Annotated in this window: 23 protein-coding genes and 2 pseudogenes; 13 read left to right on the top strand and 12 right to left on the bottom strand. The window is 56.3% G+C overall.

The features are described from left to right. Positions 1 to 675: 675 nt before the first annotated feature. The gene (locus M1R55_RS30680; protein WP_249396698.1) at positions 676 to 1,137 is read left to right on the top strand and encodes a DUF5063 domain-containing protein; all 462 of its coding nucleotides are present in this window, start codon (positions 676 to 678) and stop codon (positions 1,135 to 1,137) included. Between the two features lie 556 nt (positions 1,138 to 1,693). Here M1R55_RS30680 and M1R55_RS30675 read toward each other — a convergent pair. Next, entirely contained in the window at positions 1,694 to 2,650 is a 957-nt protein-coding gene (locus M1R55_RS30675; RefSeq protein WP_256566093.1) for a M48 family metallopeptidase, read from the bottom strand. A gap of 260 nt (positions 2,651 to 2,910) precedes the next feature. On the opposite strand from M1R55_RS30675, the gene M1R55_RS30670 reads away from it, so the two are divergent. The 4 genes from M1R55_RS30670 (at position 2,911) to M1R55_RS30655 (ending at position 5,069) form a co-directional block, all read left to right on the top strand. Continuing rightward, complete coding sequence (locus M1R55_RS30670) at positions 2,911 to 3,321, top strand: transposase (RefSeq protein WP_256566082.1); 411 nt, start codon at positions 2,911 to 2,913, stop codon at positions 3,319 to 3,321. Positions 3,322 to 3,538: 217 nt separating this feature from the next. Further along, positions 3,539 to 4,357: a hypothetical protein gene (locus tag M1R55_RS30665; protein ID WP_249396695.1), complete on the top strand. Its 819-nt coding sequence runs from the start codon at positions 3,539 to 3,541 to the stop codon at positions 4,355 to 4,357. A gap of 57 nt (positions 4,358 to 4,414) precedes the next feature. Further along, complete coding sequence (locus M1R55_RS30660) at positions 4,415 to 4,690, top strand: hypothetical protein (protein ID WP_249396694.1); 276 nt, start codon at positions 4,415 to 4,417, stop codon at positions 4,688 to 4,690. Then, complete coding sequence (locus tag M1R55_RS30655; protein WP_371827355.1) at positions 4,587 to 5,069, top strand: hypothetical protein; 483 nt, start codon at positions 4,587 to 4,589, stop codon at positions 5,067 to 5,069. Before M1R55_RS30660 ends, M1R55_RS30655 begins: the two co-directional genes overlap by 104 nt. A 242-nt stretch (positions 5,070 to 5,311) precedes the next feature. Here M1R55_RS30655 and M1R55_RS30650 read toward each other — a convergent pair whose 3' ends face one another. Then, the gene (locus M1R55_RS30650; RefSeq protein WP_249396692.1) at positions 5,312 to 5,665 is read right to left on the bottom strand and encodes a hypothetical protein; all 354 of its coding nucleotides are present in this window, start codon (positions 5,663 to 5,665) and stop codon (positions 5,312 to 5,314) included. A 177-nt stretch (positions 5,666 to 5,842) separates the two neighbouring features. Here M1R55_RS30650 and M1R55_RS30645 point away from each other — a divergent pair. Beyond that, positions 5,843 to 6,915 (top strand): annotated as a pseudogene (locus M1R55_RS30645) (IS4 family transposase). 663 nt (positions 6,916 to 7,578) lie between these two features. Here the strand turns inward: M1R55_RS30645 and M1R55_RS30640 are convergent. Together M1R55_RS30640 and M1R55_RS30635 are read right to left on the bottom strand one after the other, a co-directional pair. Further along, entirely contained in the window at positions 7,579 to 7,746 is a 168-nt protein-coding gene (locus M1R55_RS30640) for a transposase (RefSeq protein ID WP_256566092.1), read from the bottom strand. Between the two features lie 168 nt (positions 7,747 to 7,914). Beyond that, positions 7,915 to 8,280: a hypothetical protein gene (locus M1R55_RS30635; protein WP_249396691.1), complete on the bottom strand. Its 366-nt coding sequence runs from the start codon at positions 8,278 to 8,280 to the stop codon at positions 7,915 to 7,917. 565 nt (positions 8,281 to 8,845) lie between these two features. On the opposite strand from M1R55_RS30635, the gene M1R55_RS30630 reads away from it, so the two are divergent. Next, a complete protein-coding gene (locus M1R55_RS30630; RefSeq protein ID WP_249396690.1) occupies positions 8,846 to 9,154 on the top strand; it encodes a hypothetical protein in 309 nt (102 codons plus the stop codon). Between the two features lie 35 nt (positions 9,155 to 9,189). Here M1R55_RS30630 and M1R55_RS30625 read toward each other — a convergent pair whose 3' ends face one another. Both M1R55_RS30625 and M1R55_RS30620 read right to left on the bottom strand, forming a co-directional pair. Next, complete coding sequence (locus M1R55_RS30625; protein ID WP_249396689.1) at positions 9,190 to 9,945, bottom strand: hypothetical protein; 756 nt, start codon at positions 9,943 to 9,945, stop codon at positions 9,190 to 9,192. Between the two features lie 261 nt (positions 9,946 to 10,206). Beyond that, positions 10,207 to 10,482, bottom strand: a complete 276-nt coding sequence (locus tag M1R55_RS30620; RefSeq protein WP_249396688.1) for a hypothetical protein — start codon at positions 10,480 to 10,482, stop codon at positions 10,207 to 10,209. A gap of 29 nt (positions 10,483 to 10,511) precedes the next feature. Here M1R55_RS30620 and M1R55_RS30615 point away from each other — a divergent pair, with 29 nt between their 5' ends. The 3 genes from M1R55_RS30615 to M1R55_RS30605 all read left to right on the top strand — a co-directional run bounded on the left by M1R55_RS30615 (position 10,512) and on the right by M1R55_RS30605 (position 14,257). Beyond that, the gene (locus tag M1R55_RS30615) at positions 10,512 to 10,748 is read left to right on the top strand and encodes a hypothetical protein (RefSeq protein ID WP_249396687.1); all 237 of its coding nucleotides are present in this window, start codon (positions 10,512 to 10,514) and stop codon (positions 10,746 to 10,748) included. A gap of 55 nt (positions 10,749 to 10,803) precedes the next feature. Continuing rightward, positions 10,804 to 12,771 carry a hypothetical protein gene (locus M1R55_RS30610; RefSeq protein ID WP_249396686.1) on the top strand — a complete coding sequence of 656 codons (1,968 nt, stop codon included), beginning with the start codon at positions 10,804 to 10,806 and terminating at the stop codon, positions 12,769 to 12,771. 190 nt (positions 12,772 to 12,961) lie between these two features. After that, positions 12,962 to 14,257: a hypothetical protein gene (locus tag M1R55_RS30605; RefSeq protein ID WP_249396685.1), complete on the top strand. Its 1,296-nt coding sequence runs from the start codon at positions 12,962 to 12,964 to the stop codon at positions 14,255 to 14,257. 35 nt (positions 14,258 to 14,292) lie between these two features. On the opposite strand, the gene M1R55_RS30600 is transcribed toward M1R55_RS30605, so the two are convergent. Continuing rightward, positions 14,293 to 14,481 (bottom strand): hypothetical protein, encoded by a 189-nt coding sequence (locus M1R55_RS30600; RefSeq protein ID WP_249396684.1) that lies wholly within the window; start codon positions 14,479 to 14,481, stop codon positions 14,293 to 14,295. Positions 14,482 to 14,656: 175 nt separating this feature from the next. Continuing rightward, complete coding sequence (locus M1R55_RS30595; protein WP_249396683.1) at positions 14,657 to 15,457, bottom strand: hypothetical protein; 801 nt, start codon at positions 15,455 to 15,457, stop codon at positions 14,657 to 14,659. A 783-nt stretch (positions 15,458 to 16,240) separates the two neighbouring features. Here M1R55_RS30595 and M1R55_RS30590 point away from each other — a divergent pair. Beyond that, entirely contained in the window at positions 16,241 to 16,678 is a 438-nt protein-coding gene (locus tag M1R55_RS30590; RefSeq protein WP_249396847.1) for a hypothetical protein, read from the top strand. A 201-nt stretch (positions 16,679 to 16,879) separates the two neighbouring features. Continuing rightward, entirely contained in the window at positions 16,880 to 17,071 is a 192-nt protein-coding gene (locus M1R55_RS30585; RefSeq protein ID WP_249396846.1) for a hypothetical protein, read from the top strand. Between the two features lie 162 nt (positions 17,072 to 17,233). Here the strand turns inward: M1R55_RS30585 and M1R55_RS30580 are convergent. The 4 genes and pseudogenes from M1R55_RS30580 to M1R55_RS30565 form a co-directional block, all read right to left on the bottom strand. After that, positions 17,234 to 17,413: pseudogene (locus M1R55_RS30580) on the bottom strand (IS982 family transposase); the annotation flags it as partial. Between the two features lie 19 nt (positions 17,414 to 17,432). After that, positions 17,433 to 18,293, bottom strand: coding sequence for an IS701 family transposase (locus M1R55_RS32580; RefSeq protein ID WP_371827354.1), 861 nt, complete (start codon positions 18,291 to 18,293; stop codon positions 17,433 to 17,435). Positions 18,294 to 18,459: 166 nt separating this feature from the next. Continuing rightward, a complete protein-coding gene (locus M1R55_RS30570; RefSeq protein ID WP_249396844.1) occupies positions 18,460 to 18,978 on the bottom strand; it encodes an SMI1/KNR4 family protein in 519 nt (172 codons plus the stop codon). 1,530 nt (positions 18,979 to 20,508) lie between these two features. Then, positions 20,509 to 21,009, bottom strand: a complete 501-nt coding sequence (locus M1R55_RS30565; protein ID WP_249396843.1) for a hypothetical protein — start codon at positions 21,007 to 21,009, stop codon at positions 20,509 to 20,511. A gap of 186 nt (positions 21,010 to 21,195) precedes the next feature. Between M1R55_RS30565 and M1R55_RS30560 the strand changes: the two genes are divergently transcribed. Then, positions 21,196 to 21,462: an integrase core domain-containing protein gene (locus M1R55_RS30560; RefSeq protein WP_249396842.1), complete on the top strand. Its 267-nt coding sequence runs from the start codon at positions 21,196 to 21,198 to the stop codon at positions 21,460 to 21,462. Positions 21,463 to 21,575 lie beyond the last annotated feature (113 nt).

Below are 21,575 nucleotides of genomic sequence, written 5' to 3'. Positions count from 1 at the left end.
ACACAGTTGTCTCCGACATATCGTGGAAGGACACCCGAAGCGCCAATGTTATTCTCCGTGTCTGATTTGCCCCAAGGCACAACGCGGATTTTGCCGTGATCAATAGTGGTACTCCGTTGACTTGCCTTGATGCTTCCAGAAACACGTTGTTTTTCCCCCCTTGAATGGATTGACCTCAGCGATGAACACAGCCTCTGACTTGTTCACCGGGCTCAGTCAACAGCCTCTGACTTGTTCACCGGGCAGTTCTCCACCCAAGCCGCCCGGCGAACTCTTAGACGGCACTACGAAGCCATTCGTATTAATTGAACGCTGTACTAGGCAGCATCGGAAACCGCACACCTTCACCCGGTGGAGCCTGTGTCCTGACGGTGAGCTGCCGGGCGAGGTTCACCACAAATTGACACGACTCCTCGATCTCACCGAAAGTGCAGCAGCACGAATTCAGGCTCTCAAACCTCTGTGTCATATGAACATCGTGGTGGCGTATTGGGGCTATTCAGAGCAGATGTGAGGGATTCCCATTGAAGCGCACGATCTGGCTCGAATCGCGGCCCTCGGAGTAGGAATAGATATCGATTTGTACGCCTCAGGTCCTCGCCTGGGGTCTATAGAACCAGGGCAGAACAAAGACAGCCCTTGAACACCCCGCCCAATTCCTGTGTGCTGAGAGGTATGACAGCCACAGCAGCAGAGCAACGCACCCTCGCTGTGGTTCAGAGAGTCCACCAGCTCATCACCCAGCGGGCTTCAGCGACCCCACTGGATCTTCAACACGCTCTTCATGACGTGCGCGAACAAGTCTCGCAACACCCCAATCGCATGGGGTGGCCCAGTGGATTCAACCCCGTTTCCGAGTACGCCGTGTTACGGCACAGCCTGCAGCGCCTGTGGCCTGAACTGGGCTGGTATGACGCAAAGACGGGTGCACCGTTTCAACAGGAAGTGCCGGGCGAAATTGGAGACGCGCTGGATGACCTGACAGACATCGCTCAGGACTTGGGCCGTGGCCTGCAACTGGCGGAGAGCGAGCCATCCGGAGCACTGGACTATCTCCGTTTTATGCTGGAGGTGCACTGGGGGCCACATAGCTATAACCTAGAGCGGCATCTTTACCGGCTGACGCAAGGTCTTTAAACAGGCCCTCCCCTCATTCTGCTTCGGAATCTTGAGTTCGACGAATAACAAGTAAAGTGGGCAGATGTGCAACTGCCTGTTTCTCGCCTCCAGCGTTCTTCTCCCAGAACTCACTTGGGACGAGCAGGCTCCAGAACTGACGGTTGGACTCATCCACGAGAGTGAAGAGGGGGTTCGCCGCTCTCTGGGCCAACCTCATGTGTACTCTCTGGGCACCCATATAGGTTGTGGCTGCCCATTCATCTTCGAACCCGACTGGACAGCGCTGACGGAGGCTGACGTCCAAGAATTTCAGCGCAACCGGGTCAATTTTGTTCAGCTCCATCAATACCTAGAGGCGATACGCCCCTTGGGCGCTGTCATCGAGCTGTACAACGCAGATGAGTTCTGGTTGGAACCCTTGAACAGCAGGGACTTCCGAGCCAGTGAGCTGCTCACCGAACGCTTTGTCTTTGACGAGCGGCAGCATTACACCTTGGTTCCCTCCTCGGGTTTACATCTTCATCCAGAGGTGTAAGGAAGTGACGCGCCCACAGTTCAAGCGTTCCCGCCGCGCTTACCACTGGGCGTACCGAGCTTGGTATGCCTCGTAAGCGGCTTGTTCCAGTGACCGAACGAATGGTGCGAGCTCGTGTTCGAGCTGCGATGCTCGTGCAGCATTGAGCGTCACCTGAGCAGCTCTGGGAGAGGCCGCCACCACAGCCATTCGATCTGCGGTGGGTGGGTGACTGGCGTCCAGTTGTCTGCGTTGAGCGGCGATTTCATCGCGGCTGTGTTGTCGGTGCACCTCTGAGAGAGTGGACCACATATACCTCAATTCAAGGAACGCATGAGGGCGTTCTGGCTGATGGCGTTGTTTGTGCAAGGCGCTTTCAAGGAAACGGGTCAAGTGGAGATGATCCAACAGACTGAGGGTCGCCGCACTGCCAGCCACATCACTGGCCAGCAGATCCGCGCGAAACTCAGCCCGCTGCTGATCTTCCCCCAGCAGCAACAGCATCAGGTGGTAGAGGCCGAGTGGCCCAAGAGCGAGCCCGCGCATGACCACCTGAGCGATCTGCTGAAGTGCGTCACCGGTTTCGGCCATCAGTCGGTCTGGGCTCAGCACCTCGACCGCGCGGGCCAGAATGTTCAAGGCCAGTCCGACCACGTGGCCACGCGTGGGGTCTTTGTTGCGCTGGTGGGCCAGTTCATGAGCGATCAAGGCCACCCGCTCTTGGGGCGGCAATGCGTAGAGCAGGGGAAGAGCCAGGCCCAGTGTGGACCGAGGAGGAAAGCCGCTCCACCCGAAAAAAGCGTTGACCTCGCCATCAATGACGATCCGTGTGGGAGGTGTCACGTTCAGGACAGTGAAAACCTCCCGGATCAGGCGATGAAGTTCGGGTGCCTGCTGTTCGCTGACCTCCTGACCCGGGACGTGTGGGAACCGGGGTCGGGCCTGAACAGCGAACAGTAAAAAGGTGAATGCGAGCAGACCCCACCACAAGCGTGGGATCAATGCCAACTCATTCATGCTGGGCAGAGGACTGAGGGCCAACCAAGCCACCCACAGACTTACCCCGACACCGCCCAGGTATCCGGCGAGAACCAGTACAGCTAGGAGCACCCCGAACAGGCGGCGGGAGGGAGCAGGGGGATGGGCGGAACGGATGAAGGCATCTCGCAACCGGAGGGACTCTCGGTCGGAGAGTCGCTGCCAGGCGCGGCCAAGGGGTCCCCCTAATTCCGTACGGTGATGGGTTACTGGACGAGAATACCCAGTTGTCGGGTTCCATGAGGGGCCGACGCTCATGGGGGCACAGCAGAAGAAACCTGCAGCACACGCAGACAGGTGCCATCCAGACGCCCAACGGACGGGCGTTCTGCGCACCTGTCTTGAAGCAGGTTCCCGGTGAGGTCGTCGTGGTGCAGGGCAACGCTGCCATTCACCGAGCGAAAGCCAGATCGGCTTTCGTAGAGACCAGAGAACGCCTGACCCTGGTCGATGTGCCGCCCTACTCGCCAGAATTGAACCCCACCTTTGAAAGTCTGGGCGTACGTCAAGCGCAACGTGCTCGGCAAGTTCTGTGCCAAGACGACCAAAGAACTCAAGGCGCGGCTCCGTTCGGGTGGGCAGCGGGTGCGGTAGATCAGCCTGCCACAACGGCTCATGGCGACAACTCCGATTTGAACCGGTATCAATAGAGCCGACACCAGAAGTTTGAACGCGTCCGCACGAGGGGCGTCAGCCCCCGCTCCAGCATGATTGATTTGCACCTTGGGCACCGCACTACTTGTGGGCTGTGCGCTTGCAAGAGCGTCTCTCATCCCGCGACGGAAAGCCTGAACAAGCGACCTCAGCAGGATTGAGGCATCAGCGACACAGCCCTCCACCTACACTGAAAAGATCTCTGGAGGTCCAATGCAGATCACGAAACTGTTCTTTCTTGCTCCCCTACTCCTGACCGCTTGCGTCAAGCCTGGCCCCGTGCTGCCGCCTGAGCCTTACGTTGAAATTGCCGATCTGCTGGCGGCCGTCAACCTGACTCCACGGGCGCTCCCGGCCCTTGAGCCAGCCGCTCTGGGCCGGTCAGGAACATTGAGCGGCCCGACCTTACCCCAGTTTCCTGTTGGGCAGGCGGTCTATCTGAGCAGTCCAGGAATGACTTGGCCAGGAGTAGAGGTCGGCCGCATTGTTTCCCGGGGTCAGGTGGAGCTTCAATTGCGGGAGTTGGCTCACCTCCCAAGCACCGGACAGCAAAGCGCGCTGGCCTTTGCGCGGGGATTCAATACCTCTACGCCGTGTGCTGTAGACACGGTCAAGACGAAAGCGGGGCAAGAGAACGTTCAGCTGACCCGCGTGGACATCCTGACCCGCAACCGCAGCGTCAGCGCGGCGGCTCTGCTGCAGCCCCTGACCTCGCCAATTCCAGAGTTCGTCAACGTCTTGCCTTACCTGGCGATCAATACAAAGCTCAGTGGCGAGAACCGCGGCCTGCTCGTCTATGCAGCCGCGGACGTAGAAATTCAGGGGGAAATGCGCTGCATCAGCAGTTACGTCACGCGCCTTGAAGACGCGACGCAGTTCAATCTCTCTGTCAATCTCGATCTGCGCCAGGGCTGGAATCTGATCCGCGAGCGAATCAATGGTGTTCCGCCGCAGGGTAAGGTCGACATTATTGAAGTCCTGCTCAGTGGGAGTGCCAGCGATTACAGCTTTCGGCCGGCAGCTACGAACTAAATGCCTCGCTGACTTTGGGTGGATGACCCCTGAGGCATCAGCTTTTAAACTGCACTTATGTGGCCACTGAAACGTGTTCTCTGCGCCGCCGTCCTGGGACTGACCAGCGTGGCCTCAGCGGTCATGTCCGGCGTGACTCTGCCCGGCGCCGGCTGGGCTGGCTGGCGCTGCCTAGACCCTGAAGACGGTCTTTCCTGCCGCGTTCCCGTCTTCGTGCGTCTGAGCGCCTCTGGCCAGGTGCAGCACCGCCAGCAGGTGCCTGAGAGCCGAGCGCCCGGCCCAGTTCTGCTCCATCCAGACGGGCGCACGCTCTATCTGGGCGGCACGGCGTAGCGTTGTACGCCACTACCACACACGGGTTCTCGACGTGATTGCCCGCATTGAGGCACAGTACGGAGCCGCTCACATCGAGGACGTCCTCAACGACCGAGTTCCCTGGGCAGGTGAACTGCCTGGCCTGACGTTTCACTATCACGGGTTGGGCTTCACCGCCCATCTCGACGGATATACCGTGAAGTGGGACTGGTTTGATGACGACATGGGCGTGTTCGATCTCTGGGCGCTGGGGCAATTCACGCAGCATCGTGAGGCAGAGTTTGGCGTATGGGCGCGGTATAGCGTGCTCCATGCTTATACACGTAAATTAGAGGAAATGGGCGTATTGGCCACTGTCTCTTTGAATGAGTCGTACCGCTTCACAGACGTTGGTTGAACACCAAGCGATGGCGTGCCTTGCCGAATGCACAGAGGGCCGGGTATTCAGGACAAGGTCTACGTTCGCGGCGCCCACCGCCAAGCCAATAGGCCACTGAATATTCCCCGAAGTACAGATAAGCACCGTCCCCTTCTCATGTTTTGCCCCGCAAGTCAACCCCTATTCGCGGTAACTGAATTAGGCTGAGCATGCCTACGCTTTACAAGGGCTTAGTAAGCTGTCTGAAATTCACTAAGAGCCTATTGTTTTATAAATTCGTCTGCAATATTTTCACCAACCCTCAATATTAGGTTTGACTCTTTCAATATGGCAAACCGAGAATTCATCTTAATAGCCTGTGGACAATCTTTTATGGTGAATGCTTCTTTGCAAGGGATTATATACAAATAATTACCATTCTTTGACCAAGCGCCGAGAATAGCATTGCTATCATCCTTAAATAAGAAAGTTCCATCAGGTCTTAGCATATATTCCTGCATTGAACTGTTTCTATAAGTTCCAATTAAGTCACTTTCAGATGTAGTTATGGGAGCAAAGCAAGAGGTAAGACAAGAGGCAAACAATACAGCAGCAATCCAATTCGATGTCTTCATACAGGTCACCTCATGGGCTGTTGGCTACGATACCCCTTTGAGGGCTACCAAAATAATAAAATTGATATAAATTGCCGCAGCAGCCCGGATCCGATCTAGGTTCATCTTTGATTGCTCTCTAGGGTCAAAAGTCGGAAGTAGGCAGGAGAAGTCAGCTCCTGTAGGGTGTTTTCTGCGATGAAAGCCACCCGGAGCCGACTCCCACAAGATAGCCTATCCACTTACCTTGCCTCCATCCTTCCGATCGATCCCCGTCGTTTGACGGTGCTGGCCACACTCATTTTGGTGATGATCGAAAAGCGGACGGTTTGCCTCTCCCAACTGGTCAGCTGCATCCGTCTCGTCGGTTCCGACGAAACGATTTACCAGCGCCTCAAGCGCTTTGCTCAATTTGTTTGGCAGGACCAGCAGTGGCTGACGGCACAACTCGTGCTGAATCATTTCCGAGATGACGACGAACTGGTGCTGATTCTTGACCGCACGAATTGGAAATGGGGCAAAGCGGATCTAAATTTCCTGATTCTCAGTGTGATGTGGAAGTCCTTCAGCTTTCCGTTGGCGTGGCAAGTTTTGCCACACAGTGGCAACAGCAATACTGCGGCTCGAATTGCGCTGTTGGAGTCGGTACTGCCGTTGATGCAGGGCAAAACTCTGGCCCTCCTTGCAGATCGAGAATTCATCGGCAAAGAGTGGTTTGGGGCGCTCAAACGACTCGGCATCAAACCCACCATTCGGCTGCACGTCACGACGAAAGCTGACGGGGTCGAGGTGTGGGCCTATTTCAAAAAACTGCACCCAGGAGAAGTGCGCATTTGGCATACCCCAATGACGGTGTATGGCGTGAAAATGAGGGTTCTGGCCTGCCAGAACCTGTATGGACAGACGCTCTATCTGGCGTATCACGGATGGGGCACCCAGCCATCACGCGCTACGCTTGGCGCTGGAACTGCGGAAATATGCATCAAGCCCTGAAAGGACGAGGCTTTGATCTCGAAGCAACCCGCTTGACCGAGGGCACACGGGTGAGCCTGCTGTTTAGCGTTGTATCACTGGCGTTTATCTGGTGCTGCTTGAGTGGGGACTTCGTCGCAACGAAGTCCCCACCAAAAATGCTCGAACACGGCTACCCCGCAAAAAGTCTCTTTCGAGCGGGCCTTGATGCCCTCCAGAGCGCACTGTCAAGTCGACCCAAGAAAGAGAGTGCGTCTAGGTCGTCATTCCAACGACTTCTGGCTACTTTTGACCCCTAGAGAGGTCTGCCGTAACACCAGTTAAGGCAATACAGCTGCTGAGAACGGACTCTCAAGAACTGCCTGCAAAATGAAAAATATACCGTCGAAAGATAAGGAATTTTTAAATATTTTAGTGATAGTATTATTAAAAGGCGGTGAACAAATGAAAAACCCACTCATGCTAGCCACCCTCATGTGCTTCCTAGCGTCTTGCGATAGCAGTGAACCCCTTAAACCCGGAACTCCGCTCTCACCTGGTGATCCACCTCCAACCATAATCCAAGAGCAGTCACTCAACAAGTCATCTGTTGATAAGCATGGAAACAAATATTTTGCCTCAGAAGTGAAGGAAGGAAATGAGACCTTCCGAGCATCGCTCCTATAAGTTGCCAGCGCGTCAGTTTCGAACTGAAAGGGGCGAGGCGGGCCAGCCGCGTGACCTTGGGCCCGTTGAGCAGGGTGCCCGGTCTCTCGCAGCCTCGGTGGTGGACGCGGTGCGCAATCCCAGCAAGTGGGGCTTTGGCGTCGGTGAAGCTCCCAGCAAGCCCAGCAAAGCCGCTCCGAAGAGAAAGAGGACGTTAGCTGCCTGGTCCTCAGGACGCCCGTGAGACGCTGGGGGTGCTGCTCCGGCTGCGGCTGAGCCGAGCACCTTCAGCGGCTGCGTTGGCAGCGCTGCAAGAGTTAACTGCAGAGCAGGTCGCCACGGTCAGGGACATCACGCCATGGCACACCGGTTCGCAGAACCCAGACGATGCCACTGACAATGGCTCGATGCACCAGATACGGACGCCCGCGTCCAATTAATGGAGGTAAAAGCGGCTCCAGACGTTCCCACTGTTCATCACTAATTTCTTCACGCCACAGAAGTATAAGATACGCCCCAAAAGCTGGGCTCTACCCTTGGCCTACGAGCCCTAAACGCCCTTCATAGCCTACTTTGAAGTGGGCTAAAGAAGAGTACTGCGGCTAGACCGTCATTCCAGCGACTTCTGGCCATTTCTGACCCTAGAGAGATCGCTATCGCGTGTCGCTTGAGAGTATTTCCAATATATCTGCGTGTGTTGTGTGAGCTGCTATATAATCAGTCATCTTCTTTATGTCTGGTCTATGATTAAAATCGGCCACCCTAACAAAGTACAATTGATTATAATAGGCATCCAAGTCGGTTATGTTAATCAATAGATCCTGAATTTTTGCTATTATTTTATCTGTTATCGCGCCGATCTCGCCACGATTCGTGAACTCCTCAATGGACATCAAAGCCTCTAAATCATCTATATCTTTTGTTTTGTGATGCTCGATGACGTATTGTATCGCCTCCTCTAATTTACTCTCGATTAGAATTGTCGGAAACAGATCCAGGTCAAACTTGTTATTAGACATTCAGGACCCCAGCAATATGTGCGTGTTTTTGAGAAATAGGTCTGTTACAGAAGATGGATTATCAGAGCGAGAATTGGTAACGAAAGTGCCTTGCTTAGTTAACTACTCTCTTGGAGAATTGGGCAAAGCGTTATATGTACGGGTAATTCTTACTGTCCACTCACTGCTCGATAATTGACCTAGTGCTGCAGGTGATCTAGGTGAATGCCCCCAAACCCTATATGTATGGCTGCCAGCTTGGATACCTCTCTATTCGAATCCAGATGAATGAGTAGAAGTCGCTCCGAACTTATTAGGCGTTCCTTTCGGTATAAGCCTGGTTAGCTCTGAAAGTCGTATAAAAGGTTCACCTGCGAGCGGCCCTGGAGCTCCCTGTCGCAATAGCCCAGCTAGATTGAAAGCGCCGGTGACATCACCGTGTTGAAACTGCACAGACCAAGGCTACCGCGTTCTGCTCGGCCTTCAAAACCCGGTGCTTTGGGTTGACCCAGCTCCCCCACCCTGTTGACCTCGGCAGAGGGAACGCACAAGCTGTAGCCATTCCCCTTGGGGTGGAGGAACTGCGATGGATACAAATCTTGAGAACCTGTCCGACCTCGCTCATTTAAATTTAAGGTGGATGGTGAGGACCTGGAGGCAAGGTTGTCAAGACGGAAATGCCTTTGACCTCGATGCAAATGACGCCGCCGACTATGACTCTCACCCAGTGGTGGTCTCATTGAGAGAACTGGAATCACAGGGCTGGATCACGATCTCCGAAGATGAGATGTCAAGGTTAGGTTGGAGTCCGGGTGCTGACCTCACCGCCCGTGGACGAGCTCTTGCTGAAGACGAGGCCTTCGATGATCAAGTGCCTCCAGAGCTCTTTCTCTAAAGCGCGTGAGTGAAGACGGTGGGTGACCCCAAGGCTCAGGACCGCTGTGATCGTGTGAGTTCCGCGAGCCTGACCGCAAACCAGGACGCGTCTCCTACAGGATTCCGGCCCTCATCGTTGTTGATCCGCGCCCCTTTCGCTGCTTGATCCACGCACGTCAAGTACCCCTCGCTGTTGAACGTGATGCCCGCCTGCTCGAAACCCTCTCTGACGGCGTAACACACCGACGTGTGCGTGTCCTGGTGTGCATTCACGCCCACCACCTCAAAGCCCAACAGTTGGCCGTCCGTCGCTGCTGGCTCCTGTCGGACCGCCGCCAGATGCATCGCACGAACTTCATACTGTTCTGCGGAGGAGCCAACGACAGGCGCAGTGGCTTTCAAGAAGGCAGGAAGATCGAGGCTGCGGATCGAGAGTTCCATCAGACGGGTCTGCGCCCGCTGGATGAAAAACCTCTTGAAAAAATGGGCTGCAGTGGATCGGCGCACGAACACGGCGTCCAGGCCCCACTCTGCAGCCTCGAACGCTCGCTCTGTCGCTTCCTGAAACTCAATAAAGTCATCCAGGCTCATCTCCAACTGCTGCCGGTACTGCTCATGGAGCTCAGGAGCAGGCTGCCTCCAAGACAACACGTCGGCGTGGGGATGCAACGGGCAGACACAGGAGGTCGGCGTGTACACCACCCCGCGAAGTTCAGGGCGCGGCTGCTGGGTGTCGGTCGTTCCCTCAATGATCATGTACCCGATGACGACAAAATCATCTGGTTTCTGAGGGCCCTGAGTGAGGTGCACACCTTAGCCTAAGGCAGAGCTTCTCACGCTAAGGCGCACTGACCGACATCAGAAGCGCAAAGCGCGGCGCACGTGAGCGTAATAGTGTGCAATCAACGTATGTACGTGAAGGATGTAAAGCGGTGTTGGACGCCGTTTTCTCCTGGTGAGAGGCCTGACCAGTGCAGGGGTACGCCTGGTGTCCCTGGCTAGGAGGCAGCCAGTGCTGCGGAGGCTGGCGCGCGCTTCTGCTGAGCCGCAGTCCGGATGAACCCGTTCAACTCAGTCGGAAGAACGGCCTATCAAGGGATTGAGGTGATCCCGAAACAGCGCCTGCAACTCACCTTGAACGCGTACAAGTTCATCGTGCATGTAGATCAACTGTGGTGGGTGTTGAAGATGCCGGTTCAGTTTTTTTTCAATGGCCATCAGGGGTGCAGCCAGACGGTCGGCTTCCTCGTTGATCCAGGGCGTCACTTGAGGCATCTTCTGAATGCGGAGTCGGAGACTTCGGACGCGTTGGTAGAGGGCCAGCACGTCTGCCTCACTCACACTCATGGCGTCATTCTAAACAGCCATGAAGCACAATGTTCACGGGTAAAGATACGCACCCACAAGGCAAAGTTGTGTTGGACGCCAAATTCTCGGATATTGCCCCTAGTCGGGAGAACGACCCACGATTTTTCATTGGGGCGTCGGGGCCCTACCTGTCTGAGGGCCTGATGGCGAAGTTCGTGTACTACGACAAACCCTACTTCGCCTTGCGAGACGGACAGGGGAAGGGTCCAGTATTTGACTTGGACACAGGCAAGCGTAAGCGCTGAAAAGAAGCGAGCACAACTCAGGAGCCTCAGCGGGCGCCGGATAATCTTAAGAGCCATGCGCCTCATCCCCACGTTACTGACCGCTTTGCTGCTGCCGTCTGCCAGTGGCCTGAGCACCCTGTCCACCACACCCATTCCTGGCCACGCCGCTGGCAGCTTTGGCCGTGGGGACGGGCCATTCGGAGAATTGGCCGGCGGCGCCGCATGGTCAACCGACAGCCTCACAGTGTTCACGCTCGATACCACCCGCCTGCTGAAACGCTGGCAAGTCGCGGATGGACGGCTGCAAGGCACCCAGCCGGTGAGGGTTCCATCGGCCCTCACCAACCCAGGATTGAACCTGTCCGGCGCGGCAAACGCCGCCGGACTGCCTGTGCTGGCCCGCGGGGAACAGGGAAATCAGCTGGCCACCCTGGCCTACCGGCTCAAGCTCGAGACTGGTCAGCTCACGGCGCAGCCCGGATGTTCAAGCACCCTCAGGACAAGGATGGCCTGCACGCTGGACGCGCAGACACGGGTCTGGGTGGAAGGCGGCGCACTGCAGTGGCAACGCGGCAACCAAGTGGAACAGTTTCCCCTCCCGACGGGCCTGAGTCTGAACCCAGACGGTGGCCGATCCAGCACGGCCCTGGCGCTGAGTGACGACGGTCAGCGGGCCGCGCTGCTGGCCCTGCGGGGAGAGAGAGACGTCTCCATCTTCGGTGGTCAGGGCCTCCTCCTCACCTGGACGCGGAATGAGGCAGGTCAGGTCAAGGCACAGCAGGTCACCTTAACAGGCCCGCCGCTCTACGCGGGGGCCACACTCGACTGGGTGGGCGGGCACGTGCTGGTGGCCTCCAACGTGTTCAACGCGGGCAATGAGTACGGCAGTGGTGGGGCGCTGTTCGGTCAGCAACTGGCGCTCTACTCGCCGGGAGCGCCGCCCGTCTGGAGCCTGGGCCCGCTGGTGGGGCTGCGCGGGGCGTTCCCCTCACCGGACGGCCAGCTCTTCGTGACCATCCGGGACGGCAGTGTGCCGGAAGTGCGCCAGATCAAGGACGGCACCTACGTCCGCTCGCTGGGTGAAGCCGTGCTGGATACCGCGCCGCTGAGTGGTGGGCGAGCGCTGCTGGCCGTGCAGGGCGGGGCCGGAGCGGGCCGCATCGCTCTGCATCAACCAGGCAGCCTCAAGACGCTCTACCGGGGCCGCGCCGACCTGGTGGCGGCCAGCACCGATGGGCAACGGTTCGCCTCTGCCTTTGGACGAACCCTGCGCCTCCACAGCAGTAGTGGACAAGTGCTGCACGCCTGGCAGGCCGCAGGCCGGATACAGCGCTTGGCCTTCAGCCCAGACGGTCAGGTGCTGAGTGTCGAGCAAGATGTCTTCAATGGGCCCACCCTGACCAGCGCCTGGCGAATGGACGGCAGCGTCTTCCCACTGCCCGCCGGGACGCAGTTTCCCGTGACCTCGGTGCTGCTGGTCAAAGAGGACCGTAAGGATGGCCCGCAGAGCAATTACCGCGAACGCTGGACGGTGGCCGAACGCACCGGGAACCCCCTCTGGCAGACCCCTTGGCACAGCAGCAGGATCGCTGCGCTCCCTTCTCCCGATGGGCGTTTTCTGGCGCAGTTTGGGATGACGGCGCAGACCCTGAATCCGGAAGAACTTGGCCCCGTGCCGCGGGTCAATGTGTTCTCGCGTGTGGAGGCCCAAAGCGGAACGCAGGGTGCTGTATTGCGGGTGCCTGTCGAGCACCCTACAGATATGTACGCGGGCTGGGGCCTGAGTGCCTTTGATGGGCGCACCGTCCTCCTGGCCGAGACCAGTGGGGATGGGTGCGGCGGCCAGCTGTACGGGTACCGGTTGGCTGACCTGAGCACCGGCAAGCTCCTGAACACGCCCGCCCAGTTGCGGGGCGGCTACGAACGCCTGATCGGCTGCGGTCACTCTGCCTTTCGCCCCCAGACGAAATTCGCTCCGGATGGCCGCCTGCTCATCCAAGACGGCAACCGTCTGGACTGGCTGCACCTGAGCACTCCCTGAGCTGTTAAAGGTCGCACCAATAGGTGAGTTCTGCATCGGAGATCTTTTCAGGTGTGCACAGGCTTGCGAGGGAGATGGGACGTGATCCATTGACGGAGCGTGGGGACAACGGCAGGGAGCGGCAGACAACAGAACGCTGTCAGGCGGATCTGTCAACCTGCAGCTCTCCAACTTCTCCATGAGGTGAACTATGAACCGGAACTCTTTTGCCCTGCTGCTCTTGCTCGTCCCTTCCACTGCTTTCGCTGCTGACCTCCGTATCTACCCCTCGTTTACAGAGGTGCAGCAACCCGCCAGCCCGACCATCACCTTCCCCTTTGCTCAGTGGCGCTGGATTCAACCCAGCAGCTTCTCAGTCAGTGGCCAAACGCCCGTAGCCATCTCCTGGCAACCGGCCGAACTCGACTGGCTGCGCACTCAGGAAGGCAAACGCATCACTTGGACCCCGTCTGGTCAAGCTGTGCAGGCCACTCTAGAACGGGCTGACGACCTGCTCATTCAGTTGAGCACTGGCGAATACATCAATGCTCAGCGCAGTGATTTAGCTTTTAGCGAGAAGCCCCCGATGCAAGGCGGCGTGACCCTGCGGCTGGACAACATGAATACAGCGAACAGCTCCACCCTGCTGTACCGCACACAGGCGTTGTTCTGGAGACCGCGGTATGAACTGACACTGAACGGCACAGTGGCACATCTGGCGGCGCTGGCGCACATCACCAACCAGAGTGATCAGGTGTTTACGGCAGGAAAGGTTGACCTGTTTGGCGGCAACGTGGAGCAACAGCAGCAGAACCAGTCGTCCCCTATGCCGATCATGACCACCCCCGGCAACGTCTCGTCAGCGAATGCTGCGGGCGGAGCGTTCGCGTTGCCTGCTATCCCTGGCAATGCTGGTCTCGTTCGCAGTCTGGGCGAGGTGCGTGGTCTGCAACGCTACGCCCTGCCGGGCGGCCTCACACTGGGCCGAGGTGAAAGCCGGACCCTGCCTTTCTTGAAGCCGCAGGTCAAGGACTTCATCCGCTACGCCAGTGTTCAGTCGTACTTTGACACGCAGAACCGGTCCGGGCAGGCGAGTCGCCAGTACAAGTTCACCTCTTCGCAGTCTCTCCCCACGGGGCTGGTGGATGTGCGTGAAAGCGGCTTGCTGGTGGGCAGCGTGCAGCTTCCTGCGGTCCAGGCAGGCAAGTCGGTTGACTTGAATCTGGGGACGGATGCTGAACTCCGGTACCAGAAGACCGTCACACGCACTGGGTTAGAAAAAGATGCGAAAGGCCAGGTGCTGAGCAGTACTTATCAGGTGCTGTACAGCTTCGTGAGTACAAAAACGACAGCCATACAGGTCAATGTTCGGGAGCAGCTGGATGGGCGCAACGTCTCCGTGGATGGCCAGGCGATTCAGACCGGGCAGATCGTCCTGAACCGTGGGGTAAACGTGCCAGCGGGTGGGAAAGCCAGGCTAACATTCAAGCTTAAGCTCATGAACTGAACGCTCCCAGGGCAAAGCCGAAGGGTGTTTCTGCCCTAACCGTCACCTGTTCCACTTGACCGCTGCAATAGGAACACGATCAGGCCGGTCACGATCAGGGCGATGCCCGGCCCGATGCCACCGAGCGGAGCTGTGGTGTACCCCTGGAGCGTGTAATCCAGCCCAGCCCAGCCCACGAATCCCAGACCGGCCACGATAAGTAGTCCGGCCACGAACCGACCCATCACACGCTTTCCTTCAAGAGTCGCCGAGCAACTGCCCCTTCGGTGAGACCTAGAGCCGCCATCAACATTGCAAATACCCTCACATGGGGAGCAAATCCACCCTCACCGATAGCCAAGATCAGGGGTGCGGCTCGTCCGGGAGACGCCAGCCCCGGCCTTGGTTCATCCCCCAAAGTCATTTGCGTTCATAGAGGAGCTCGAGGTCGTCGCTGCTGGGCTGCCAATCCCACATCAGCGACAGGCGGTAGGGGCCGGGCTTCAGTGAGTCGAGCGGGACGTCCACCACCACTGGAAGAGTCAATCGACCTCGCTCGGGCACGTAGAGCGGTATCGCTCCAGAGGCGTCAGCCTCAACCCCGTCCGACGGTGGCTTGACCCGCCGGTCACCTTGGTACACGGTGACCGCCCCTATCCCACTGCCCAAGGTCACGCTGATCGGGCGGTTGAGGAGATTGATCAGCGTGACGCTCAGGCCGGACGGCGCGGTCGGTGTCAGCACCAGCTGGAGACTGTAGGCGGGATCCTCCCGCTCATCCACCAGGAAAGGTGTCCAAGCCGCTTTCACGGTGGTCAAGGGGGAGGTGTACACCACGCGGTTCAGGCCTGTATCGACGTACACTGTGGCCTTCGGGTTGGCGGCCAAGACCTGCCGCGCCACCCCAACGAGGGTGCGGACACTGTACTGACGGGTGACGACTTGAGAACACGACTTGAAGCTTTTGAGGAATGGGCCGAGCAGGGGGCTGCGTTCGGCGGCCTCCTGGGTCGCCTGGGCGAGTGTGGGAAAGACCGTGCCGAGCATGACACTGCGGTCTGGACACCATCCGGCGAAACCGGCGAATCCAGGGACTTGATCTTGAATCTCGAGCAGCGCATCCCAAGAAGGCGGATCAAAATTGAAGAAGGTCACCTCAGCGGCCGCCCAAGAGGGGCTGAGCAGGAAAGCGAGCAGCACGCCACGGAAGAAGCTCAGCATTCGCCAGTATCCCACTCCGCTGGGGGAACAACGGGGGGCACAGCGTCTGACGCAGGACCGGAAAGATCATTTACTACCTCAGGACGAGCCAGACGGAGTTCATGGTGCTCTCCTGGCCCGTCCCATGGGCGACCACGAGCGGTGGTGGAGCCTGCTGAGCGGAAGTGTAGGCGTGGTTGGCCTTGGACTCTCTTCCGCTGCTGCCTGGCAGCCTTCCCTGGGTTCTTAACAGCACGCCCAGGTCGACTGCCCTAAGGGCCACCTCCGGCCAGATCCTGTCAAGTGGCGCGGTGGTTGAGTCCTGCACCAGAGGGTTGAATAGCAGAGGCGCAAGTCCAAGTTTCTCGTGCCTCTCTCGGTGCGGGCGATTCCACAACTCCGCAATGCTCAGCCGCCGTCACTGTTGAGCCATCAATGCATTCAACAGCGCCAAGGCCAGGGCTTGGCTTGGAGAATCGGCGCTTCCTTCCCACCGCAGCCGATCTCAGTCGCTGACCCGCGCCGCGTAAGGTGGGGTTGATATGCCGCCAGATCGACCGGGCAACAGAAGCCGCGCCGCTCGCAGCACAGCATCAAACCACGCAACAACGGCGAGACATCGAAGGGGGACACAGGAACCACGTCTTGGTTAGGATGCCGACAGGCGATAGCCCCATGCATGCCCGTCTCCAAGGAGAAAGCTCAGCAAGCTGAGCTGAGCCCAGCCACTAGGGTCTGTCGGCCAAGTCCTGAACCTAAGGTTGTGAGGAGCTCTATTTCTCGTCTCTGGCATCAAACTAAGGCATGAGCACGTACGACTATGATCTGATTTTTCAAGGGGAGAAACCCGAGTTCGGGGGGCAAGTCCTTCAACAACTTATTGGGCAGAACTACCAGACCCACGACGAGCTGTACTCCCCACATCAAGTGTTCGTCTTGGTGAACGATCAGTGGTGGCGGCTGTTTGTCGATGGCCCAATGCTGTACATGCAGCGCTGGGAGAAGGCTCCTGAAGCCTGGGCCGTCCCTGAGGATCAGATGTTTTGGTCTCTGCGCGATCTGGGCCGAGAACTCAATATTCGAGGAGAAATGCTAAGTGGATGGTTCTATGGGCAGCGGAACCGAGCGCCTGCCCTCTCCCTGAACTTTGAGAGTGGCCTTCAGATCACGTTCTTTTCAACCGATGGGGAGCATTGGTCCACCTTCGACGTAACCCGGTGGATGGTCTCCCGTTTGACATGACGCGTGCCCTTGAGGGCCGTACAGGCCTCCAACGTTAACCCTTGGCCGACACGCCCTAGATCAGTCCTCGTCAGACCTGCTGAACCCTTTGACCTCAGGAGTGAAAAGTTCGTCTCAAGAGCTGCCCCCGGCCTCCCCCACCCCCATATTCTTGAGGCCGACTGAAGGGCTGTTTCTGCAGTCAAGCCCCACACTGAGGCCATGAACGTGCTCCCCGCTGTGTTAATGGGCGGCGCCTGCGCCCTAAGCGTGGTGACGTTGCTCCTGCTCTTTACTGGTAACCTCTGGGCCATGACCGCGACTGCGGTCGCGGCATTCCTGCTGGCTGCCTTGGCCATTCCCGCCCTTGACCAGGAAGAACAGGCCGATTCCACCAGTCCTCTCGAGGGCTAGGCTAGACCGCTGCCAGCACCCGGCCCAAGACGGGGACGCACGAGAGTCGGAACAGGAGTTCTCGTTCAGGGATTGATCTGTTCAGTTGGCCTCTAAGCGTTGAGATGGGCCGCGTGGTTCGGAGGGATAGTGTGCGAAGTGGTTGAGTTTGAGCAGACTCTACCAGCGGCTGAAATAAGGGGCCTGATGCAGCTTCTGAAGCAACGCCACTGCCACCAAGTCGGCATCGGAGATTTTTTCGTGTGCGTGCAGGAGTTTTGCCGGAATCTGAGGCGCGATCCAACAGCTCAACAGGGTGACAGCGGTGGGAAGCGGCAGTACAGTGAGATCGGGACGGCCCATAACTGTACTTCGGGAAAACTCAGGGGCCGCTGAAAAGACCAGTACAGGAACAGCAGGTTATGCAGCGAACTAGCAGGACTGCTCCTGCCAGTTCCTCTCGAATTGCAGGCACAGAGTCGCCTCTCAGGTCATCCGGTTGGCTGAGTCGCAACCACTGGAGAAAGAGCAGAGCCATCATGCACAGCTGTGCATGATGATGTAGACCACGCCATGAACGCCCCTCGAAATGATCTAGACCCACCTCCTGTTTCAATTCCCGATGGGTCAATTCGCAAGCCCAACGCCGCTTGGTCACCTCAACGAGGTGCTCAAACGATGTCTCGGGAGGAAGGTTGCAGGCGGAGTACTTTCGCTCACCACCACGCCTTTCTTCTCCGATGATCCAGGCGGCTTGACCTGGGAGGTGTTGCCCTTGCCGATATTCTGTGCCATCCGCAAGGCACACGTATTGAGCAGCGAATCGTCCAGAGAGCGGAGCTTTCGTTCCTTGCCGCCACACCACCTGATGCCAAACCGCGTTTGCCAATGTCTCTCGGACAGTCTGACGTGGTTGAGACGGTGTCGGGTACTTGGAACGCCGTCCATGAACCGGTTTAACGCTGGGCAGGAGTTGAACATCGGCGGGATACACCTTCTGCGTCGAGTGAATGCCGACAGACCATTGAAGTTGACGTTCGCTGAGGGCTTGCCTGAAAGCGGCAGTGGCCCCGTAACCCGCATCTGCAAGCACCAGACCGAAATTCAACTGTGGCCGAAGACGATCAAGTTCCTCCAAGGCAACGGCCCACTTGCTCTGCGTTTGCTGGTGTTCCTCAGGAACACCAGCAGCTTTCATCCGCTGCAGATCACCCGTCCAGTCTCGGGGGAGAAAGAGGCGCAGACTGACTGGAACAGGAAAATTGTGCTGGGCAAGCGTGAGATCAAAAAAGATCCGTTGCCCAAGGGCATGAGCTGACTATCAGTCAAATTCGGCATCAGTGGGTGTGATGATCGCCGGCACGACGACGGCGGATGGACCAGTGAGGATTTCCGACAGTACATGGGTTTTACCCAACAGGTTTAAAAGGTTCAGATGATGAGGGAAATCCCCCGTGTATATAAGAAAAGTCACCTGAAATACAGTGACTTATGAATATTGTAAAAAGGTACTCGTAGTACATATATGTTGGGCTTTTCGGATCAAAAATGACAAAGCCGCTAATTTCCCCGCTCACTGTTACAAGCCAAAACAAAGTATGTCCTTGAGTAGATCGACCCATAGGAAATATACCTGGAGCTTGGGGCCAAAGTTTTAGATGGTATTCTTTAGGCCAGTTATTTGCATGATTTATATAGAAGCCGCTGGATAAGTCGATTTCGGAAACATAATCGGGACTACCAACATTAAAGATAATAAAGGTGTCATAGATGATGCCAGAGCCGTAAACTTTCATAAAATCTTTGAAATCGTCTGGGAATTTGATTCCATATTTTTCTTCAACTTTCTCAACTTCAGCATCGGAAGGAGCGTTGACCGGGGTTCGTGGTGGAGGGAGTTCGCTTACCAAATCAGCAATGTCGTGCATATAATCGTGCCTCCTCCGAGTTTATTATGGCGAATTGTGGCATATAAACGGCGACCCCCACTTCACTCCTACAATTCCGACGGCTCTACTTCCGTGATCTTGAATTCTTCAGCCACATCCAGGGGTCTGCTATGAGCGCAAATCGCAAGTCAACGCGTAAGGCAACCGTCTCCGGGACAGCCTCGATCCTGTTCGGTCAGTCTTCACCAGAGCGTGTCAGCGTTGCTCACGTTCGAAAGTGATGAAACGACGGGTAGTCCTGTCCCTACTCTTTGCAGTCAGTCTGGTCACTATGATGACCGGATGTACGGAGCGGACAGGACAGATCAGTACGCAGGCTGCTCATCGGCACCGAGCTGTGACTCGGCAGGACGTCATCGGGTACTGCCAGGCAACAGCAGAGCTGATGGTGTCCAAGGTGATTAAGCAGTCTGGCCCAGACATGGAAAATGTAGTGGTGAGAGGACCCAGCCAAGGAGAACGGGCCTGGACGTTGGAGGGACTCATGGTGACGCGACATCTGGGTCAAGTTCAAACCCGGAATCGCTACAATTGTATTTTTACTGGAACCACCTTAGCTACGGCCAACGCCAGTACCTCACTGGTTCCATCTCCCTACCCTAATAACTTCTGATCACTGAGGGTCAACAGAAGATGTTGTTTTTGCAGGAAAGTCCTTTCAACACAGGAAACAGAGAAAGGGAAGGAAGCAGGGAGCAAGCGCTCCTCGGGGCCAGTCGAGATGACGAAAGGTTCCGGGCCCGGCACAGCACAACTTCTGAGAGGCAAGCCTGCAGCCCGGAGTTGAACCGTTGGTTCAACTCGCTTCCGATGTTCGGCAATTTCTTGGTGAGGGCTCTACCACTCCGAACCTTCACTTCCACTGGAGCGGATAAGAAATAGAGCAGGCATTAATGGGCTAATGCGAACTCATAGCAACCTACCAAACCAAGAAAATAAGGAACCCGTGTATGCACCATAGACAAACAGTTATTGTATTATTCTTATTAGTTCACACCATATCTGCCTGTAAAAGTGAACGCTTGTCGTCAAGTAATACAATGACTGCCTGTCAGGATACAGTCTCTTTGAGCAATGCAAAAATTATAAGAATCAAGTACGATCAAGAATTATATAGAACCCTCGAACGCACAGAAACAGGTGAACGGTTTGAGCTCACCCTGCGAAATCAAGGTCAGACTGTGTACAGAGGTGAGTACCAGTGCGAATACCTGGAAGGGGGCGGCACCTCCGTCGAATCGAAGGTCCTCCTACACGAGAAGTCCAAGATCGCCCCTTAATTGATACTGGTGTAAATCTGAGTCATGGGATCAAGTCAGGTGTTGTGCTGGACGTGTCCCAGCGTGCCGCCTTGAACTGAAGGTAACTCCAATTTCTCCCGGCATCAATAGTGCGGCCACGACTTTACCTACAGCGTGATGCTGTTCCAGGATTTCACGATTGATAGGCCTTGATGCCCTCCAGATCGCACTGTCGAGTTGACGCAAGAAAAAGAGTACGTCTAGGCCGTCATTCCAGCGACTTCTGGCTACTTTTGACCCCTAGAGAGGCACTTTTGATCCCTAGAGAGGTCAGTTGTACAGGAGTCAATAGACCTATTGGAGTTATGTTGCCAAGTTCCTTCCATTTATAATGCAAATCAGCACCCCTATCTATTAACAATTCCAACATCCTTGTATCCCCTTCTGCACCATTCTCGATTAAAGTTTCTATAATAACGAATAAAGGTCTCGCGCCACCCTCAAAATTGCAGTTTGGATCCCCTCCATATTCTAAAATCAACTCCAGCATTTCGTAATTTAAGCTTTCGGCAACCTTTAACATAGCCGGAGGGCCATAAGGGTTGTCTGTACGCGTATTTGGGTTCGCCGCATAGTCTAAGAAAAGTTTAACTAATTCTACGTTTTCTTGAACTACCGCAGAAGTGAGTCCATAATTTTTATCGTTAGTAGATAGCGTGTTGTCAGAAAGCGCCTTAGCTATTTCATTGAGGTCATTATTATCTAACAAACGATCTATATTAATTTTGCACTCCAGGATAGAATATCTTAATCCGCTAGAAGCTATCCGGCAAGCCAACCGAACATGGGATGAAGTTTGTTCAGGAGCAGAATACACCCTGCTTTGAACACGCGCTACACGGACTTGACGCTGCTGTTGCGATGACCGCTTGAATCCACCGGGTACGCGAGTCGCGTGTACGTTGATCGGCTTCGGGAGGCCGGTCTGCTTCCGAGCATATCCAGAAAGGGCAATCCCTACGACAACGCCCGGATGGAAAGCTTTTACAAAACCCTGAAAACGGAGGAAGTTGATCTACAGGATTATCTCGACTTCGACGACGCACAGCGCCACATCAACCATTTCATCGGTCAGCTGTACAACGAAGAACGGCTGCACTCCAGTCTCGGCTATGTCCCACCGGCTGAGTTCGCCACCCGATATCATTCCGCTTATTGGTAGTTCGTCGACTCTCAAGCGAAAAGATGTCCAGCACGCAAGCATATCCACCATCTGAATGGCCGAAAACCCTGTGTAAGGCCTCTTCTTCCGAGAAGTCAATGGACTACCATTAC

It is taken from the genome of Deinococcus sp. QL22 (genome assembly GCF_023370075.1).
Classification (GTDB): Bacteria; Deinococcota; Deinococci; order Deinococcales; family Deinococcaceae; genus Deinococcus.
Note: the sequence above shows the minus strand (reverse complement) of the source record. Positions and strands in the feature narration are given on the sequence as shown.

Coding starts and splice junctions, on each gene's coding strand:
- M1R55_RS30680 (WP_249396698.1), top strand. CDS start 676: ATGACAGCCACAGCAGCAGAGCAACGCACCCTCGCTGTGGTTCAGAGA.
- M1R55_RS30675 (WP_256566093.1), bottom strand. CDS start 2,650: ATGAATGAGTTGGCATTGATCCCACGCTTGTGGTGGGGTCTGCTCGCA.
- M1R55_RS30670 (WP_256566082.1), top strand. CDS start 2,911: ATGAGGGGCCGACGCTCATGGGGGCACAGCAGAAGAAACCTGCAGCAC.
- M1R55_RS30665 (WP_249396695.1), top strand. CDS start 3,539: ATGCAGATCACGAAACTGTTCTTTCTTGCTCCCCTACTCCTGACCGCT.
- M1R55_RS30660 (WP_249396694.1), top strand. CDS start 4,415: ATGTGGCCACTGAAACGTGTTCTCTGCGCCGCCGTCCTGGGACTGACC.
- M1R55_RS30650 (WP_249396692.1), bottom strand. CDS start 5,665: ATGAAGACATCGAATTGGATTGCTGCTGTATTGTTTGCCTCTTGTCTT.
- M1R55_RS30635 (WP_249396691.1), bottom strand. CDS start 8,280: ATGTCTAATAACAAGTTTGACCTGGATCTGTTTCCGACAATTCTAATC.
- M1R55_RS30630 (WP_249396690.1), top strand. CDS start 8,846: ATGGATACAAATCTTGAGAACCTGTCCGACCTCGCTCATTTAAATTTA.
- M1R55_RS30620 (WP_249396688.1), bottom strand. CDS start 10,482: ATGAGTGTGAGTGAGGCAGACGTGCTGGCCCTCTACCAACGCGTCCGA.
- M1R55_RS30615 (WP_249396687.1), top strand. CDS start 10,512: ATGTTCACGGGTAAAGATACGCACCCACAAGGCAAAGTTGTGTTGGAC.
- M1R55_RS30610 (WP_249396686.1), top strand. CDS start 10,804: ATGCGCCTCATCCCCACGTTACTGACCGCTTTGCTGCTGCCGTCTGCC.
- M1R55_RS30605 (WP_249396685.1), top strand. CDS start 12,962: ATGAACCGGAACTCTTTTGCCCTGCTGCTCTTGCTCGTCCCTTCCACT.
- M1R55_RS30600 (WP_249396684.1), bottom strand. CDS start 14,481: ATGGGTCGGTTCGTGGCCGGACTACTTATCGTGGCCGGTCTGGGATTC.
- M1R55_RS30595 (WP_249396683.1), bottom strand. CDS start 15,457: ATGCTGAGCTTCTTCCGTGGCGTGCTGCTCGCTTTCCTGCTCAGCCCC.
- M1R55_RS30590 (WP_249396847.1), top strand. CDS start 16,241: ATGAGCACGTACGACTATGATCTGATTTTTCAAGGGGAGAAACCCGAG.
- M1R55_RS30585 (WP_249396846.1), top strand. CDS start 16,880: ATGAACGTGCTCCCCGCTGTGTTAATGGGCGGCGCCTGCGCCCTAAGC.
- M1R55_RS30570 (WP_249396844.1), bottom strand. CDS start 18,978: ATGCACGACATTGCTGATTTGGTAAGCGAACTCCCTCCACCACGAACC.